The 18,904-nt window shown below is 59.8% G+C and carries 12 protein-coding genes; 5 read left to right on the plus strand and 7 right to left on the minus strand.

Features of this window, described 5'->3' with window-relative positions; all coding sequences use genetic code 11:
- Positions 1-11: 11 nt before the first annotated feature.
- The 3 genes from KGB27_RS19350 to KGB27_RS19360 form a co-directional block, all read right to left on the minus strand.
- Positions 12-485, minus strand: a complete 474-nt coding sequence (locus KGB27_RS19350; RefSeq protein ID WP_008039561.1) for a DUF6130 family protein — start codon at positions 483-485, stop codon at positions 12-14.
- Between the two features lie 89 nt (positions 486-574).
- Positions 575-901 carry a low molecular weight protein tyrosine phosphatase family protein gene (locus KGB27_RS19355; protein WP_223555854.1) on the minus strand — a complete coding sequence of 109 codons (327 nt, stop codon included), beginning with the start codon at positions 899-901 and terminating at the stop codon, positions 575-577.
- 42 nt (positions 902-943) lie between these two features.
- On the minus strand, positions 944-1,633 hold the full coding sequence (locus tag KGB27_RS19360) for a winged helix-turn-helix transcriptional regulator (protein ID WP_223481549.1): 690 nt from the start codon (positions 1,631-1,633) through the stop codon (positions 944-946).
- 103 nt (positions 1,634-1,736) lie between these two features.
- Between KGB27_RS19360 and KGB27_RS19365 the strand changes: the two genes are divergently transcribed.
- Together KGB27_RS19365 and KGB27_RS19370 are read left to right on the plus strand one after the other, a co-directional pair.
- The gene (locus KGB27_RS19365; RefSeq protein ID WP_008039557.1) at positions 1,737-2,678 is read left to right on the plus strand and encodes a carbon-nitrogen hydrolase family protein; all 942 of its coding nucleotides are present in this window, start codon (positions 1,737-1,739) and stop codon (positions 2,676-2,678) included.
- Positions 2,679-2,705: 27 nt separating this feature from the next.
- Positions 2,706-3,140 carry a GFA family protein gene (locus KGB27_RS19370; protein WP_207286558.1) on the plus strand — a complete coding sequence of 145 codons (435 nt, stop codon included), beginning with the start codon at positions 2,706-2,708 and terminating at the stop codon, positions 3,138-3,140.
- Between the two features lie 80 nt (positions 3,141-3,220).
- Here KGB27_RS19370 and KGB27_RS19375 read toward each other — a convergent pair whose 3' ends face one another.
- Both KGB27_RS19375 and KGB27_RS19380 read right to left on the minus strand, forming a co-directional pair.
- Positions 3,221-3,736 carry a hypothetical protein gene (locus KGB27_RS19375; RefSeq protein WP_008039555.1) on the minus strand — a complete coding sequence of 172 codons (516 nt, stop codon included), beginning with the start codon at positions 3,734-3,736 and terminating at the stop codon, positions 3,221-3,223.
- A 133-nt stretch (positions 3,737-3,869) separates the two neighbouring features.
- Positions 3,870-4,319 carry an anti-virulence regulator CigR family protein gene (locus KGB27_RS19380; RefSeq protein WP_008030792.1) on the minus strand — a complete coding sequence of 150 codons (450 nt, stop codon included), beginning with the start codon at positions 4,317-4,319 and terminating at the stop codon, positions 3,870-3,872.
- 222 nt (positions 4,320-4,541) lie between these two features.
- Here KGB27_RS19380 and KGB27_RS31395 point away from each other — a divergent pair, with 222 nt between their 5' ends.
- Positions 4,542-4,676 (plus strand): hypothetical protein, encoded by a 135-nt coding sequence (locus tag KGB27_RS31395; RefSeq protein ID WP_008039554.1) that lies wholly within the window; start codon positions 4,542-4,544, stop codon positions 4,674-4,676.
- A 69-nt stretch (positions 4,677-4,745) separates the two neighbouring features.
- On the opposite strand, the gene KGB27_RS19385 is transcribed toward KGB27_RS31395, so the two are convergent.
- On the minus strand, positions 4,746-5,444 hold the full coding sequence (locus KGB27_RS19385; RefSeq protein ID WP_223555857.1) for an ion channel: 699 nt from the start codon (positions 5,442-5,444) through the stop codon (positions 4,746-4,748).
- Positions 5,445-5,808: 364 nt separating this feature from the next.
- Here KGB27_RS19385 and KGB27_RS19390 point away from each other — a divergent pair, with 364 nt between their 5' ends.
- The gene (locus tag KGB27_RS19390) at positions 5,809-6,858 is read left to right on the plus strand and encodes an alpha/beta hydrolase family protein (protein ID WP_223555871.1); all 1,050 of its coding nucleotides are present in this window, start codon (positions 5,809-5,811) and stop codon (positions 6,856-6,858) included.
- A gap of 103 nt (positions 6,859-6,961) precedes the next feature.
- Complete coding sequence (locus KGB27_RS19395) at positions 6,962-7,324, plus strand: DUF6463 family protein (protein WP_192417472.1); 363 nt, start codon at positions 6,962-6,964, stop codon at positions 7,322-7,324.
- A 680-nt stretch (positions 7,325-8,004) separates the two neighbouring features.
- On the opposite strand, the gene KGB27_RS19400 is transcribed toward KGB27_RS19395, so the two are convergent.
- On the minus strand, positions 8,005-18,834 hold the full coding sequence (locus KGB27_RS19400; protein WP_223555859.1) for a peroxidase family protein: 10,830 nt from the start codon (positions 18,832-18,834) through the stop codon (positions 8,005-8,007).
- Positions 18,835-18,904: the final 70 nt, after the last annotated feature.

Here is an 18,904-nt window from a genome sequence, read left to right on the forward strand (position 1 = left end):
CGCTGAACGCTTCAGCCACCAGCGTCCATGTGGGAGACGTTCGATGATTTCTTCTCGGGAACGGTAAAACTCACTGTCGTACCGGTGAGGATCTTGTGCGTCGGGTCGGCCACTTCCAGAAGCACCTTGTGAGCACCGGGCGTCAGTCCAACCAGGATAATCGGGCCGTCACTGGTATGCGCCCACGTACCTTTCCAGTCATCGACCGTCACGTGGAGGTGGCTGAGACGAGGTGAAACTTCACCCGCTGCCTTGCCAAACACCGGCATGATCCTGGCGTGCTCTGTTCGATACTGGATGATGACAACGCCGCGGGCCAACGGCTCGGCAAGCGGCGGATAGGCAATGAGTTTTGGCAGAGCCTCGGATTCCAGCGGGAGTATTGCCGGTGGGTGATCGGTATCTGCTTCTCCTTCACCGAATGCTGCCATGCAAAAAAAGCCGCCCAAGGCCAGGACAAACAGATTTCTGAGCGCGACGGACATGGCGTTTTACTCCCACATGATGTTACTCAAGGCTAGTCCATTGCAGAGAATGCATCGCAGGGCTGACGGGGCGTCTTTTGCCGCTCACTTCAGGAAGGCAAATACTGCCTGACCCTCTCATCCAATAGCTTGATCAACGCCGGCTCCATGTACTGATAAGCATCCGGTATGTCCAAACAAACCACGCGCTTGTCCGCCAGTTTCGAACCAAATCGAGCCATCAGTTTGTTGCGATGAATGGGCTCCATGACAACGATCAGTTCAGCCCACTGCAGCAGTTCCAGGCTGACCGGAACATACGCATCGTTGCTGATACCCGCCGACGCGGTTTTCACGCAGGGCCAGTCAGCAAAATACCGTTCGGCCGTGGGGCTGCGCAGGCGGTTCTGGCTGCAGATGAACAGTACGTTCAACATCGTATGACTCCCGACAGTTAACGCGCCCGGGACTCAGGCGAATTACCGGGTCACTGCCGCACTCCGGGTGCCCGCGAACGCACTCGTGCCAAGCCAGCGCCACAGGCTTTTCGCGTCTTGTACGGCGCCATCCACACGCAGCTCTCGCGACTGAAGAACGTCCCCCGGCGTGCGGTCGCCCGTCCATACCTCGGTTAATGCGCGCACGCTTGAGTCCACGACGAGGGTCAGTTCGCGGCCAGGGTCGTCGCGGCACAGGTCGGCTACACCCTCTTCAACCACGAGCCACCACGCTTGTTCGCCTGGCCGTGCGTCGCGGAACGTGAAGTGGATGACCACCGGTCGGGGCGGGAACGTTTCGATGCGCACGAACCGGCGCACGTCCCACATCAGCAAGCCCGCGTCGAGTTCATCATCGCGCAGGCGGCTGCCGATCCAGCGTGCGCCCCAATGACCCAGCGCCATGATGATCGGGCGCAACTCCTTGCCCGCCTCGGTCAGGCTGTACTCCCAGACTTTGCCCGTGGCCGTGCGGTGCACGACGCCGATGTCTTCCAGATGGCGCAGCCGCTGTGTCAGCAGGTTGGTGGACATCCGGGGCACGCCGCGGTGCAGCTCGTTGAAGCGCTTGCTGCCGCACAACAACTCGCGCACAACCAAAGGTGTCCAGCGCTCGCACAGTGCTTCGGCACCGCGTGCGACCGTGCAGAACTGACCGTAGCTTTCGTCCATTGCCTGGGCTCCGCAATTACAACGCTTCAGATTCTGAACTAGCCCCGCCACTTCGCTACGCGCACGCTCAAGCCTTCGAAGCCAAGAACCAAAGGTGAACGCCATGACCAAGGTTGCCATTATTCAGCGCCCGCCCGTGCTGCTCGATCGCGGCGCAACGATCGCCCGGGCCGTGCAATCGGTCGCCGAAGCTGCGGCGGCGGGAGCTTCGCTGATCGTTTTGCCCGAGTCGTTCATTCCAGGTTACCCGTCGTGGATCTGGCGGCTGGCGGCGGGAAAGGACGGGGCTGTCATGGGCCAGTTGCACACGCGGCTGCTGGCCAACGCCGTTGATATCACGAACGGTGACCTGAGCCCTTTGTGCGAGGCCGCGAGGGCTCACGCCGTGACGATCGTGTGCGGCATCAATGAATGCGACCGGTGCAATGGCGGCGGCACGCTCTATAACAGCGTAGTCGTTATCGGCGCGAACGGCGCAGTGCTCAACCGACACCGCAAGCTGATGCCAACGAATCCCGAGCGCATGGTGCATGGCTTTGGTGATGCCTGCGGCCTGCGTACGGTCGAGACACCGGTCGGTCGCGTGGGGGCGCTCATCTGCTGGGAAAACTACATGCCGCTGGCACGTTATTCACTCTATGCTCAAGGAGTGGAAATCTACGTCGCCCCCACGTACGACACGGGCGATGGCTGGATCAGCACGATGCGTCACATTGCACTCGAAGGACGCTGTTGGGTGCTCGGCAGTGGCACCGCACTGCGCGGCAGCGACATCCCCGAAGACTTTCCGGCGCGTGCGCAACTGTTTCCCGATCCGCAGGAATGGATCAACGACGGCGACTCGGTGGTGGTCAATCCGCAAGGCCGGATCGTCGCCGGTCCATTGCACCGGGAGGCCGGCATTTTGTATGCGGACATCGACGTCGCACAGGTGGCGCCAGCGCGGCGAGCGCTCGACGTCACCGGGCATTACGCGCGCCCTGACATTTTCGAATTGCAGGTGCGGCGCACACCGGCGACTGCGGTGCGCTATATCGACGGGTGAAGGCAAACCATTGATGGGAGTTATGCAATGAACAGTGAACGGTCTTACAAGGGCAGTTGTTTTTGCGGCGCAGTCGAGCTCACAGTCAGTGGCGAGCCGGTCGGGATGGGTTATTGCCATTGCGAATCGTGTCGGCATTGGTCAGCAGGACCGGTCAACGCCTTCACGCTGTGGAAACCCGAGGCGGTGCAGGTGACTCGCGGAGCTGACAACATCGGCACCTACAACAAGACACCGCAGAGTTACCGCAAGTGGTGCAAGACGTGTGGCGGGCATCTCTTTACTGAACACCCGGGCATGGGGCTCGTCGACGTGTATGCCGCGATCATTCCGGATCTCGCGTACTCGCCAGGCGTTCACGTGCACTATCAGGAGAGCGTGCTGCGCATCAAGGATGGATTGCCCAAGCTGAAGGATGTTCCCAACGAACTGGGAGGATCGGGTATCAGCGTGGACGAATAGCGCTGACACCGGAGTAAAAAAAACGGGCGCCTTGTCGGGCGCCCGTTTTGTTCAGGGTTGCGTGCTGCGAGTGACGCTGATCAGTGCGATTTCTTTGAAATCGACGTCCCGGCTTTGCTCAACCCTTTCGCGTTGTGATCCCCGGGTGTCGAGGCCGAGATTGCGGAGGCTTTGGCCACGCCGCGAGTGTCTTTGGAATGGGCGATGCCAGACGTCGTTGTGCCATGACCGCGCTCACCATTGCGGTCACTGCCGTAGTGGTTTCCGCTTTCGCCACGGTCGCGAACAGCCCTTCCGGCATGATCGCTGCTCAGTCCATTGCCATGGCCGTTGCTGTTGGCGTTGCCGTGATCGGAACCGCCGTGACCGCCACCTGTGCCGCCGCCGTGGCCACCGCCATTACCGCCGCCATTACCACCACCGTTTCCGCCGCCGTTGCCGCCGCCGTTACCACCACCACCGCCATTACCGCCTCCGTTGCCGTCCTTCGCATAGGCGGAGTTCATGACAGAGAGGTCAGCAGGGAGTAATGGGGCGGCTGCAAGCATGAGGGCGCATGACATGACAGCAACGAAACTCTTGTTTTTTAAAAGCATGATTGCTTCCGTAAGGTGGTTGATATCGCATGCATTAGGACGCAATTGCCCGGCGACAGTTCAACTCCTGCGACGGACGGAGTGCGGTGCGCTCACCACCTGGTAAAAGCACCGCAACCGCAGGGTTCAAATATCAGTCAAAGGCCCCGTTGAGGACTTCATAGATGATCCCGGTTGCCAGTGCGACCAGTATCAAATCGGTGCCTGCTTGCTGCCATTCGTATCCATCATAATGCGGCAGCCTGCCAATCAGGCGTCCATCCAGCTTTTTCGCAATGCCGGGTGGAAGCGGCTTTCCTCGAGCGAGGTTTTTCTGAATTCCGGGTGGCAACGCAGGGCCGGGGCTCCAGTAGTCCCTGTATTCGCCAACGATCCCGAGAATGCTTCCCTGATTGATACTGGGGCCATGACTCCAATCGCCGCCTCCGGCGTTTTTGCCTTTGCCGCCTTGATTGCCATGGACTTGATTGTTTTGCGGTTTTCCCTGGCCCTTTCCATTACCAGGATCAGCCAATGCGGTCGCTGAGCCGCAAACCAGCGCAAGGCATGTAATCGCGGCAACCAATGAGCGTGATCTGTGCATGAGTCGTTCCCTCAGAGTGGCGGGTTGTCTCTCTGAAATTTAGACGCTATTGACGATGTGAGTTCCAGTTCCGCTTATTTATGTCCCCACCCGATGCATCTGCGCCTTGTCAGCAGCCCGTTTTGTCTGCGCTTGTGTGCTGCGGATTTTGGTAACTCGTAGCACACTAGCCAAGTGTCAATGCAGAGCGCCAAGTAGCCAGGCGTTTTCAGGAGGTGAACAATGAGCAAACAACCTCAACCCCGCAGCCGCTCCAACCCTCAGCCCAGATCCCGCCCGGTGGTGCCCAACCTGCCCAGCAAAACCGGCAACAAATCCGGGGGCTTGCGTGGCAACTACCCGTCGAAGAAGTCGTAGTGGAAAGCGATCAACAGCGAACATTACCTCCCGACTGACGGCATCGGTCCGGCCACGGCAAATCGAGAGTCACTTCGTCTGATTCGACGGATACAGACCGGCAAGCCGCGCTATCACAACACCCACATAAAAGACGCCTGAAAATTCTTCGACCATCACAAGTGAGCGGGCATGGTTGGTCAATGGCAGAACATCACCGTAACCGGTGGTTGTGAGCGTCGTGAGGCTAAAATAGATCAGTTTGAAGAACGTGCCGGGCTGTCCAAAGTCGAGGTGGCTTGGGCCGAATGAGCCAGCGCTGGATATCTCGAGCAAGGCATAGACGAAGGACCAGACAAAGGCCAGCAGGATGTAACCCGCAAGCGCGCCATGCAGCTTGTCGGCCGTAATCGGCCCGCGCTGGAGAATATAGCGAAGCACTCCGATGAACGAGACTGCAAGAGATGCCGCATAAGCTATCCCGGCAAGATTAAGAATCGCGATACTGCCAACCCACAACGCCGTCCATTGCAGGCTAACCCCAAGCAACGCCAGGCCCAGTTTGAGGATGAACCCCCACCGAGTCTGCCGGGTGGCGAAAGCGCCCACGAGCAGCACGGTTGAAAACAGAATGCCGAGCAACGTGCGGGCAAATATGCCCTCCTCAAGAAAGGGAAACAGGAGGATCAATCCAAGTAAGAGCAGCAACAGATAGGTGCAGGGCCCTCGCCCTATGACCATCTGACCTAGATCCTCGTCGGATTCGGTTTTGTTTTTCGGATCTGTCATAGCGGTTTCCCATAGACCGAAACAACGTTCGATACCTGGCGCTACAGGTTTTAAATCTGGCCTGGTTTTAGAAGTGTCGGCAGTGGAATTCTAGTCGCGAATACATGTGAGAGGATTCAGCCGGACAACTATGAGTCGATTTCTACCCTGATCGACTGACAGCAATCGGCCAAAAGTTAGCGTTCAGCCTTCTCACTAAAGACCGCGAACAGCGTTAATGATGAAAGTTGTGCGCGGCGGTTCGAATGTGGGCTTTAATGTCCGTGCTTACAGGCAACCCCATGAGCTTCGACTCCGTACGATGGATGCGCCTGACGGCGGGTTCCGGTTGCCATGTACTTGTCCATTCAAGGAAGAAACGACATTGAAAATAGCTTTTAGCGCCCTGTTATTGACCTGCCTGACGACTGTCGCGCTCGCTGACGAGAACCCTGTCGGCTTCCGCTCTTCCACACTGGCGGATGCGCACAATGACCGCACACTGGAAATGGTTGTCTGGTACCCCAGTGCAACGACCGCCGCCACGCAATTGATTGGCGATGATGTGGTGTTCGTCGGGGCTTCTGCCGTTCGTGACGCGCCGCCCGCTGCTGGCAAGCATCCATTATTGGTGCTCTCCCACGGGTACAGAGGCAACTGGAGCAACCAGATCTGGCTTGCCAGTGCTCTGGCTCACAGGGGTTACATCGTCGCTGCAATCAATCACCCTGGCTCCACCACTCATGACCGTAGCCCAAAAGCAGCAGCGCAGTTATGGCAGCGGCCCGTTGATGTGAGCCGAGCCATTGATGGGGTCACGGCTCAACCTGAAAAATTCGGCTTGGTCGCCAATGACCGAGTTGCAGTAGTGGGCCATTCACTCGGCGGCTGGACCGCCCTGGGGATCGCCGGTGCCCGTTTCGATCCAGACCGCTTCGCCCACGACTGCAAAGCCCACCCGCAGTTAGCAAGTTGCTCCGTCTATGGAAAGATGAATCCCGCCAGCACCTCAGAATCAAAGACCGCGTTGGCCGCCGATTTGCGCGATGAACGCGTCACGGCTGTGGTCACATTGGACCTGGGCCTTTCACGGGGCATGACCGATGAAAGCCTGGCCGCGCTGCCGGTACCAACGCTGGTGATCGCTGCCGGCGTACCGTCGCACGATCTTCCCGCAGAGCTGGAGTCTGCCAACCTGGCCAAGCGCCTGCCTCCGGCGTCAAGCCGTTACGTCGAAATCAGCGATGCAAGCCATTTCAGCTTCTTGTCAATGTGCAAACCTGGCGCAGAAGCGATGCTCGAAGAAGAAGTGCCAGGCGATGGCATCATTTGCCGGGATGGCGATGGCAATGGCGCTCGCTCGCGGGATTTGATTCAACAGCAGGTTACTTCGCTGATCACCGAGTTTCTGCCGCCGTCACCTCGCAACGAATGAAGACGAGGTTATTAACTGCCAGGTCAAAAGGGGACGGATTTATTTTCAGAAATAATCCGCCCCTTTCTCTTATCCAACCTTACCGTTACGGAGCATTAACGATATGTCCAACATCGTCGCATGGACCCTGTTCGCCTTGGGCGTACTCCATATTCCGTTAGGTATTTTCAAGTTCAAAACAGCATTCGCCGCCGCTGTAGACGCGGGCTTCATTGACCAGTTCAGAGCGCACGAAGATCGGCGTACCGCCCTTTGGTTTACCCTGCTGGGTCCGCTTTTTATGCTCGCAGGGCACACAGCGATTCACGCCGTAGCCGTTGGGGATCTCGCGCTACTTAAAATGGTCGGCATCTATGTGCTGATGATCTCGATCATTTGCGTCATTGCTGTTCCGAAATCAGGGTTCTGGGCAACGCTGCTGGTTTCTCCGCTGCTCATCGCGGCAGGGTATGGCTTGTACGCCTGACTAAAGCTCCCCCCGCAATATCCCCCCCACGATGAGAAAAATCCCCCATAAACGGGCTGTATTACCCGATTCCTGTGTCAACTTTCATTGGCCAGGGGATCAAGTTGCGCCGCCAGCCGGGAATGATTGGCTGTACAGTTTTCTGGCATAGAGAATGCTGTGCGTTCACTAGCGTATTAATTGAAAGTTTGAAGTTGTTATCACGGGATAACAGATTTCCACCTGTGCTGCACAACCCTTCTGAGGAGTTACCTTCATGCGAAGTGAGCCGCTAGTCCGCACGTTGGCACTCATGCTTCTCATCTTTGCCATAGGGGCATTCTGGAGTCTGTTCACCTGGTTCAGCAGTTAAGCGCTGTTTGTGTTGCGGATCGGGTGAAGTCCCGGTTGAAGTCGGGAATACCCCCGATAGCAGAAGCGGCAAGCGAAACCAACAGGCTGCAAATCGCGCAGTTCGCTGAAATGTTCAAGTCTGGTTCTTCATTCCCCATTCCCCAATTCCCCATTCCCAGGTCATTTGTTGATCGAGTGTTTCCCACTGTCTGACAGACCGCCCTGCCAGGTTGGTTCACGCATTGCCAGTTGAACAAACGGCCAGACGCTTCTCATAAAAAAAGGGAGGGCATCGCTGCCCTCCCTTCCGCTTTCCACGCTTTTTTTCAAACGTGCTGATCAGTACCTCAAGTGGTGAGAATGAAGTCCGTGGCAGTGACGGTTGTCGCATCGGCCACACCGACCAGGCGGATGGAGTCAGCACCAGCGAAGCTGACCAGGGTATCCGCACCGACATCGGCGATGGTGACGCTGCCGGCAAAGGTCGCAGCCGTGATGTTCATCGCGGAGATATCGAGGCGGTCCTGCCCTCCTGCCGCGTTGGCATCGAAGCCAATGATCTGATCGACCCCGAAGCCCGCTGAGAACATGAAGATATCGTTGCCATTGCTGGCAACCATCATGTCGTTGCCGGCACCGCCCGTGACTGTATCGTTGCCTGTACCGCCATCGATAAAGTCATTGCCGATACCACCCAGCAAGGTGTCGTTAGCATCTCCACCGAGCAGCGTGTCATTGCCATCGCCGCCCTGGAGCAGATCGGTGCCGGTACCGCCATCCAGGCTGTCATCACCCAGCCCGCCGAGCAGCGTGTCGCTGCCTGCCCCGCCATTCAATGTATCCGCCCCGTCACCTCCGTCGAGGCTGTCATCGCCATTGCCGCCGTTCAGGGTATCGGTGCCAATGCCACCCACCAGTTGGTCGTTACCCGCGTCGCCGTTGAGTGTGTCGTTGCCACTGTTGCCGGTGAGGATGTCGTTGCCACCGCCACCATTGAGGGTGTCGTTACCCGCCGCGGCGGTGATGACGTTGTTCAACCCGTTGCCGCTGCCGGCGAAGTTGCCGACTCCGGTGTAGGTCAGGTTCTCGACATTACCGCTCAGCGTGTAGCTGGCCAACGAAGTCTGCACGGTGTCCGTACCGCCACCCGCCACCTCGACCACCACGTCTGTGGCTGCATCGACGATGTAGGTATCGTTGCCCGCGCCCCCGACCATCCGGTCTGCACCCGCACCGCCATCGAGGAGGTCGTTACCCACCCCGCCGGTGATGGTGTTGGCCAGTGCGTTACCGGTACCTGTGAAGTTACCGGCACCGGTATAGGTCAGGTTCTCGACGTTGGCATCGAGCAGGTAGCTCGCGAAGGCGGTTTGCACCAGATCGGTACCGCCACCCACCGCCTCGGTGATAAGGTCACCGACGTTGTCGACCACATAGGTGTCGTTACCGGCACCGCCGTTCAGGGCATCCGCGCCGAGCCCGCCGTTGAGGGTGTCGTTACCGTCCTCGCCATTGAGGATGTCGTTGTCGTCTCCACCGTTGAGGATGTCGTTACCATTGCCGCCAAACAACTGGTCGGTACCGGCCAGGCCATTCAGCGTATCGCTCCCGCCCAGGCCAAGCAGCACATCGTTACCGGCGCCGCCGGTGAGGGTGTTCGCCTGTGCGTTACCTTGCAGCACTACGCCACTGAGCACCGCAACCGCCGCGGTTGCCGCGGAAGTCAACGTCTCCAGCGTGCCGAAGCCGTCGGTGTAGCGCACGATCACCCGTATTTGCAGGTTGCCCTGCGCCACACCCGGGGTGAAGGTCGAGGCCGTCGCGCCGTTGATGTTGGAGAAGGAAGCACCGATACCTTGCTGCCATTGGTAGCTGAAGGTGCCCAGCCCGTCCACATCGGCAATCCCGGCAGTCAGCGCCGTCAGCACTTGCCCTTGATCCGGTGTCGTATCGCTGATCAGCAACGCGCCTGTCGGTGCATCGTTGACGTTGTCCACCGGCCCCAGGATGTTGGACGCAACGCTTTCGGCCACACCGAAGTTATCGACGTAACCGATCATCACGCGCACTTCCTGGCCGACCTGAGCCTGGCCAAGCGAGAACGTGCTACCAGTAGCGCCGGCGATGTTGACGAAGCCAAGCCCGTCGTTCGCCTGCCACTGGTAGGTGAACTGCGGATTGGTCAGGCCATCGGCGTCGACGATGGTCGACGTGTCGGCGGTCAACAGCTGGTTCTGCACGGCAAGCCCGGTAACGGTCGCCCCTTCGGTCGGTTCACTGTTGCCGGACGATTCGACGATCTCCAGCGTGCCCTGGGCATCCTGGTACACCGCCCGGACGCGGATGTTCAGACCCGCCTCATCGGGGCCCACCAGGAAGGTGGAGCCAGTCGCCCGCGTTGCCTCGCCAGCGGCGACAAAGGTGATGTCTTCATAGACGCCCGTACCGGGAATGGTTTCGACCTGCCAGTAGTAAGCTACCCCGCCGGTTATCGCGCCGGTCGGATTGGCCGCACTCTGGTTGTCCGCGTCGTGTACCCCCGCACCGCTGACGCGCAACAACTGGCCGGCGACCGGCGTATCTTCACGCACACCGGTAGTCGCATCGAGGATTGCCAAGTGACCCGATGGGTCGCTGTTTTGCACGGTGCCGACTCCGGACGGTATCGCAACGTCAGCGAACTGCAGACGCTCGATGCCCGTCAGGCGATCGACGCCATCACGCCCAAGCACCGAGTCGGTCACGATGACAGTGTCGCCATCGATTTCGATGCCGTATTCCCCCAAAGTACCGGAGAACAACGCCGTATCGAAGCTGTCAGTGCCGGTCAGAATCTCCCGCACGATGACCAGTTGGCCAGGGTTGTACGTGCCGTTCAGCATAAACGGCACCAGTGGCTCCATGCTGTCGAACGTGGCGATTTCATCGCCAGTGCCGTCAGCGTTCGCCCGTACGCTGATGCGTACGTTCAGCCACTTGTCACCATCAATGATGTCGTCACCGCCGCGACCTTCGATCAGGTCGCTGCCGCTACCGCCGAGGATGATGTTGCCGCCATCGAAGAACGTCGCTCCGGCTGGCAGCAGATCCGCCAGGCCGTTGATCAGGTCGATGTGGGTCAGCACACTGCCGGTTGCACCCGCAGTAGGCAGCGATGTGGCGTCTTCGTTATCACCGCGCAGGAAGTCACCGTGCGACGAACCCGACAGACCTTCCATGATGTCGAAACGCACCAGCGCCGAAGCACCTGAACCCGGTACTGGCGGAACATCGAAGAAACGGTCCGTGAAATCGATGGTCACGCCCTGTGCGAGCCCCTTGAAGGTTGCCCAGTCGAAGCCGGAGCCGCCGATATAGCGATCACCGAAGCCGAGACTGCCGACCATGATGTCATCGCCGCCTTCGCCGTTGAACTTATCGTTCTCGTTACCGCCGATGAACACATCGTGGCCGACGATAGGGTCGTTGCCGAGCGGGTCGAAGTTGTCGCCAGGTGCACCGTCCGAAGTGCCCTTCTCGATCCAGTCGTCGCCTTCGTTACCCATGTCCTGTTCGTTGGCTTTGCTGCCCAGGATGAAGTCGTTGCCATGACCACCAATGGCTTCGGAGGCGTCCTCACCGGTCACGATGAAGTCATTGCCGAACCCGCCGATGATCAGGTTGACGCCGTTGCCTCCGTGCAGCACGTCGTTGCCGTCGCCACCCTGGATGTTATCGTCGCCGCCCTTGTCGGTGATGATGTCGTCGCCGGAACCGCCGCGCAGTTGGTCGTTGCCGTCACCGCCTTCGATGCGATCGTTGCCACCGTCGCCCCAGACCGTGTCATCCCCCTCACTCGCGATGAGAATATCGGCGCTGTTGGTGCCGCCCATCACGATGTGCTCTGCACCGGTGTATTTGATGTAGTTGGTGTCCGGCCCTGCGGTCAGCGGGTTGTCGCGGAACACCACCTGTTCGCCGTTTTCGCCAAGCGGATCGGCATTGCCCAGGCCATCGTTGAATTGCTTGCTCTGGTCCCTTTCCAGATAGAACGCAACGTCCGAGAACACCAGGCCCGGCAAGTGCGTGGCCGAGGTGTTGGCCATGATCAGCTTGGCGAACGAGTTGCTTTCAAGCTCGGCATTCATCGACAGGCCAGCGGTACGTTCCAGGTAGTAGAAGCGGTCGCCATCCTGCAGTTTTTCCAGCTGGTTCTCGAACACGAAGTTGAACGTCGAGCCGAGCATGCCGCCAAACGGCGTTTTCGCTTCGGCCAAGCCGCCGATCCACAGGTCGATGGCATCGACCCCCGTGATAGTCACGCCCTTCAGATCGTCGGCTGTTCCCAGCACGCCATCCTTGCCGGCCCGCGTTACGTTGGTCCAGTCACCGGTGCCGTTGAGGAAGTCCAGGCGGTCATCCGGCGCCCCCGTACCACCGAACACCAGTGCCATGGCGGCAGCGCGTTTGCCTTCCAGCGTGGTCGCCGTCGTGATCGTCTCATGGGTGCCATAGGCTGCAATGAAGTTGATCAACGACTCCGGATGTTTGAGGTGCTGCACCAGGTCGACCCAGCTGGTGTACGGCTTGAGTTGGGTATCACCGGTTTGGCTGTAGATGTCGCGGCGAATCGCGTTGAGTGAAGGAATCCCAACGTCGCGGCCACGGGCGATGTTGATCGCCGGCAGGTCGAGCGGCAGCCCGAGCAGGTTGTTGCGCAGCGCCTCGGTGACGAACTCGTCGATTTCGTTACCGGCTTGCCGAGTGATCCCTCGCACGATCGCACTGGTCGCGTCCTCAGGCGTCACGCCACTGGCGGCGTACGCCAACGGGTTGAGGAACGCCGCGATCAGGCCCAGTTGCTGATCGGGATCAGCACTGTTCGGATCGCCGATCACGTTGAAATCAACGTCGAAGCGATCGACGGTCTCGGTCAGCATCGAGTGGCCAAACCGGTACACGGTGTGGGCGAACTCGGCGACGATCGAGGCATCGAGGTCAACGTCATAGACCTGGGTCGGTGCGAAAAACAGGTCGACGTTAGGCTGGATGGTCCGGGCAAATTCCTCGAACACCAGATGCTGATACTGCATCTCGGTGCCGAACTTGGCCGCCTGGAACAGGCGTTCGCCATTCCATACCAACGCATCAATCTCCGCCTGATTGACCGGCAACGCGCTCACTGGATTGAGCAGCCACTCGTTCAGAAAAGCCACGTCACCCGAGTCGAGCACGGTGTCTTTGGTTTGCGCGACCAGCCGATTGTGCTCGGAGTGGAAGATCGCATGCACCGCCGTCAGGCCGATGTTCTCGTTGACCCGGCCGTCGCCAGCGATGTAGTGCGCATCCAGCAACTCGTTGTCGTAGGCCAGGTTGGCCCCGGTTTGTGGATTGACCGGCACGTCGTTGCCAGTTTCAGTATCGCCATCAGGCGCGAGCACGCCACCGATGAACACCGGCGCGGCATTGTGGGCAATGTCGACGAGGAACTGGTGACCGGTGCGCACAGCATTGGTCAGGTCAATAGGGGCAAGCGGATTACCTTCGACAAGCTCGTCATCCGCCGTACCGCCAAGACCGTCAAGGCCTTTCATCACGACCATCGGGAAGCCGTTCGGCCCCTTGATGAAATTGCCATAGGCATCGGTCGCCAACAACGGAGCGTTGTCGACGTCAGCGTCGGTCAGGTGGATACCCAGAATGTCGTTGGCTTGCGCCTTGACCACTTTCCAGGTGGCCATGCCACCGATTTCGCTGTCGTCTGAGGTACCAAACTTGCCATCCGCCCCCAGGTCACGGTTGGTGATCAGCCTGCCCGTCGCGATGGGTCCGTCATCGGTCAGCAGATACCCGCGCAAGAACACCTGATGCGATGGGTGCGAGCTGTAGGTCTGGTTTTGGTCCACGAACGGCGTGGTGGTGTTGGAGTGCTCATGGATGTCGTCGGCCGTGCCGAGAACACCATCCGCGCCTGGCTGGTTGGTCGCGCGGGTCAGCACCATGAAGTTAGCGTTGCCGCCTGGCACATACAGCGGATCATCCGGTTGCAGCGGGATGAAGATGGTACCCGAACCGCCTTTGGTCACCAGGTCCAGACCGTGATCGAAGAACTGCCCGAAGAAGGTCATCCAGGCGTTGAACGGCGCGGACAACCCGGCATCCGGAGCGGTGTTCTCGAACATGTACACATCGTGGTCGTCGCCAGTACCGAACTGACCATCCAGGCCGGGGCTGGCGACTATCCGTACGCCATCCTTGAGCACATCGTCGCTACCCTCCGCGCCGAAGTTGAGCACACCGTCCGCGCCCACGTCGTACGCCGTTGCATACGCCGCCGGGTTGTTCGACGTCTGGTCGACGATCAGATTGCTGATCGTGCGCGGCTGCGAGTCAAACACATTGCCGCTGGTCTGCTGATACGACGATCCCGGAATGGCCGGCGAGCCAGGGCCAAAGAACCCGGCAGGTGCACCTTCCGCCGGATTGAAGACCGGATCGGTCAAACGCGGGAAGGTGTTATCCGCAGCACCAAACTCGGTGTTGTTGATGCCATTGAGGTTCATCAGGTTGTTGTTCGAGCCATCGACCGCACGCAGGCCCAGCGGCGCGCGGATGTTCGGGATCAGCGAGAGGATGTTCTGACCGTCCGCTTCAGCCTCGGCAATCTTGATCTGATCAAGGATGAAGTTGAGGTCGGAGCGGACCATGTTAAGGCCCGGGCCACCCTCGGTGGCATTGACTACCGGTGTCGGTGCTGTCGGCACGACCGGTGCGCCGGGAACCACGACGCCTGTCGGTTGCGAGAACACCACTTCAGTCGTGCCATGGCCATCCTGGTAGATAGCCTTGACCCGCAGTGACAGCCCGGCAAGATCCGGCGAGACCTTGAAGGAGGTGCCATCGGCACTCTGGAACGCCAGGTCACCCGCAGGCAACAGGATGATGTCTTCGAACACGCCACTGCCTGGGTCGGCTTCGAACTGCCAGTAGTAAGACACCGAAGTATTGTTGACGAGACCCTGCGGGTTACCCGCAGTGACGTTGTTGGCATCGCTCACCCCGAGCATGCTCACGGTCAGTGTGTCGCCCACTGTAATGTCGCCGCCGTTGCCATCCGTGACAGTCGGCCTGCCGACCGGTTGTGCGTTCAGCCCCGGTACCAGCACCCGCTGGGTGTCGGCGAATTGCAGGCGCTCGATATGCAGCAGGGTATCGGTGCCGTCGCGACCCGCAACGGTATCCGTCACCGTCCAGACATCGTCCGCCAGGTTGGCCGTGCCACGGGTGTCCTGGGTCACCGTGTACTCGGACTGAAGCCCGGAGAAAATCGCGGTGTCGAACGCCGCCCCGCCCGTCGAGGTGCCGGGCAGGATTTCCCGCACGGCCTTGAGCTGCCCAGGGTTATACGTACGGTCCAGCATGAACGGGATCATATCAGCCATGCTGTCGAAGCTGGCGATCTCGGGGCCGGTATGGTTGACGTCGCCGGGGGCATAAACTGCGATTCTGACGTTGATCCATTTGTCGCCATCGATCAGATCATCGCCGCCGCGGCCCTCGATCAGGTCACTGCCATTGCCACCGAGGATGATGTTGCCCGTGGCAAAGCCGGTGGTCGGCAAGCCGGCATCGGACAGGAACTGCGCCAGTCCACGGATCAAGTCCACATTGGTCAGTGCACCACCCGTGGCACCACCGTGGTTGAGGATAGTGACCGCATCAACATCATCGCCTTTGAGGACGTCGCCGAAATTCGAACCGGACAAGCCTTCGACCTCGGCGAAACGGTCGAGAATCGAGGCCGGCGAGGCACCGACCGGATTGAACACCCCGGCGTTCTGGTTTGGCGCGTTGCCATGTGGCTGGGCCAGCGCGGCCAGGGACAAGTCGGCGGTCACGCCGACCTGGTCATTTTTGAAGGTCACCCAGTCGAACCCGGACATGCCGTCCATCTTGTCCTGGGCATCGCTGCCGACAAAGATGTCATCGCCACCCTCGCCGATCATTTCATCGAAGCCACCACCGCCGACAAAGATGTCGTTGCCGACCACATCGTCATTGAGCAATGGCGAGAAGTTATCGCCAGGCGCACCGTCCTGGGTGCCTTTCTCGATCCAGTCATCACCTTCGTTGCCGGTCGGTGGCAGGTTGGTCTTGGCACCGAGGATGAAGTCGTCACCCTGACCGCCGAAGGTGGTGCTGATGTCTTCGGTGGTGATGATGAAGTCCTGGCCATCGCCGCCAAGGATCAGGTTGCCCGCAACCCCCATTTTACCGGCCACGATCACGTCGTTACCGGCATTGCCTTCCAGGCGGTTGTCGCCGAACGAGTCGGTGATGATGTCATCACCCGCGCCGCCAAGTACCGCATCGTTCCCGGCGCCGCCCTCGAGGACATCGTTGCCGCCGTCGCCGTAAACGGTGTCATCACCTTCACCGGAGATGATGATGTCATCGGCGGCGGTGCCGCCGAGGACGACATGATCTTCACCGGTGTAATGCAGAAAATTACTGTCCGTGCCCACGGTGTCGGGGTTGTCGCGGATCACCAGCGGCACGACTTCCACGCCGTTGATCATGATGCCGCCCGTCGGGTCGTCACGACCGCCGACGCCAAGGCCGGTGAACTGATTGGCCTGGGTCACTTCGAGAGTGAACGTCGGCGTCAGGAACACGGTGTTCGACAGGTGGGTGACATCGGTGTTGAGCATGATCAGCTTGGCGAAGGAGTTGTTCTCAAGCTCGGTGCCGAAGTTCAGGCCCGCCGTACGCGACAGGTAGTAGAACCGGTCGCCGTTCTGCAACGCCTCCATCTGGGTTTCAAACACGAAGTTGAACGTCGAGCCGAGCATACCGCCGAACGGCATCTTCTCTTCGGCAAGGCCGCCGACCCAGAAGTCGATGTCGTCGACACCGGTGGTGGTGACGCCATTGACCATGGCGTAGGTGCCCGAGCTGTTAAGGAATGCCAGGCGATCCTCTTCCGTGGCGGTAAAAGTACGCTCATCGGCAGTGCCGGCGTTGATCACCGCGCTGCCGCCAAACACCAGGGCAGCAGCGACCGCACGCATCTCGACCAGCGTATCCACATCGGCCGCAGTCAATGCCCCGTGAGTACCGAAGGCCGCGATGAAGTTGACCAGGGATTCGGGGTGTTTGAGGTTTTCCGCCAAGTCAGCCCAACTGATGTACGGCTTGAGTTGGCTGTCGCCGGTTGCCTGGTAAAACTCACGCCGCGCCTCATTCAACGTAGGGATGCCAGTGTCGCGACCACGCGCCAGGTTCAGGGCCGGCAAATCGAGGGGCAGACCCAGCAGATTGTTGCGCAACGCTTCGGTGACGAACTCGTCGATCTCGTTGCCGAGCTGACGGGTCACGCCGCGAATGATCGCCCCTGCCGCTTCGTCAGCGGTAGCCCCGCTGCCGGCAAATGCCAGAGGGTTGAGGAAGGCTGCGATCAGACCGAGTTGCGCGTCAGGGTTGTTCGGGTCAGAGAGGACCGGATTGAATTCGGGGTCGAAGCGATCGACAGTCTCGGTCAGCATCGAGTGACCGAAGCGATACACCACGTGGGCGAACTCGGCGAGGATGGCCGGGTTGATCGAAGTGTCATAGCCGTTGGGGGCAAGGAATTCGTCGACCTGCGGCTGAACGGTCCGCGCAAATTCCTCGAACACCAAGTGCTGATACTGCATCTCGGTGCCGAACTTGGCGGCCTGGAACAGCCGTTCGCCATCCCACACCAATCCTGCGATTTCGGCGGGAGTAGTCGGAATTGCCGCGACGTCGTCTGCCAGCCACTCATTGAGAAACGCCAGATCGCCAGAGGCCAGGATGGTTTCCTTGGACTGCTGGACCAGGCGGTTGTGTTCGGAGTGGAACACATGGTGCACAGTGGTCAGGCCGATGTTTTCGTTCGCCCGGCCATCGCCGGCAATGTAGTGAGCGTCGAGCAGTTCGTTGTCGTAGGTCAGGTTGTTGCCGCCCGCGCCCACTGGCTGCGCATTGCCGATTTCGGTGTCACCATCCGCCTGCAAAACCCCGTCGACGAGCACCGGCGCGGCATTGTGCGCGATGTCGTCGAGGAAGCCATGCCCGGTGCTCACGGCGTTGGCCAGACTGATCGGAGCATCCCGGTTGCCTTCGACCAGTTGCGTGATGTCATCCGCCGTACCGGCGATACCGTCTGCGCCGTTGCTGATGCGCATCACCACCTGCGGCATACCGCCCGGGCCACGGATGAAGTTGCCATACGCGTCGGTCGCCAGCAGCGGCACGTTGTGCACATCGGCGTCGGTCAGGTTGATGCCGAGAATGTCACGGGCCTGGGCCTTGACCACTGCCCAGGTCGCCATGCCGCCATTTTCGGCGCCGCCATCATCGGCAGTGCCGAACTCGCCATCGGCGCCCAGATCGCGATTGGTAATCAAGCGCCCGGTTGCAACAGGGTCACCTGCCGCGTTGATGACGTACTCGCGCAGAAATACCTGATGCGAGGGGTGGGAGCTGTAAGTCTGGCTTTGGTCTACGAACGGCGAGGTGGTGTTGAGCTGCCCATCGTCCGTCGTGCCAACAATTCCGTCCGCGCCGGCCGTACGCACGGCCCGTGGCAGCACCATGAAGTTGGTCGGACTGCCCGGCACGAACAACGGATCGTCCGGCTGCAACGGAATAAACACAAAATCGGTAGCGCTCTTGCTGACCAGGTCGAGGCCGTGGTCGAAGAACTGGCCGAAGAAAGTCATCCACGAGTTGAAGCCCGCAGTCAGACCGGCGTCCGCGGACTGGTTGGGGATGAAGAACACTTGTTTGTCGTCATCCGTGCCGAAGACACCATCGGGGCCTGGGCTGATGACCGGATCGGCACCGCCGTTCGCCGCAACCGCAGCCGGGTTGTTGGCGGTCTGATCAACGATCAGGTTACTGATAATCCGTGGTTGTGGGTCGATCACATCCCCTGTCCCGGAGTATGACGCCAGAAACGAGGGGTCCAGCAGGCGCGGGAAGGCATTGTCCGCAGCGCCAAACTCACTTTGCCCGGTCACCAGGTTGTTGTAGCTGCCATCGACGGTGCGCAGGCCGAAAGGCACCTGACTGTTGGGTAGCAAATCACTGAGGCTGGCGCCGTCGGCATGTGCTTCTGCGATGAAAATTTGTTTGAGGATGAACTCCAGGTCGGACTTGTTGAAATTGGCCATTTTGCTTGCCCTCGATTTCTTTGGTGAAGGGCACGGGACGAAAAGAATCCTCCCGCGCCCAGTCGGGTGC

Origin of the sequence: Pseudomonas sp. BF-R-01 (genome assembly GCF_019946615.1) — a bacterium.
Lineage (GTDB): Bacteria > Pseudomonadota > Gammaproteobacteria > Pseudomonadales > Pseudomonadaceae > Aquipseudomonas > Aquipseudomonas migulae.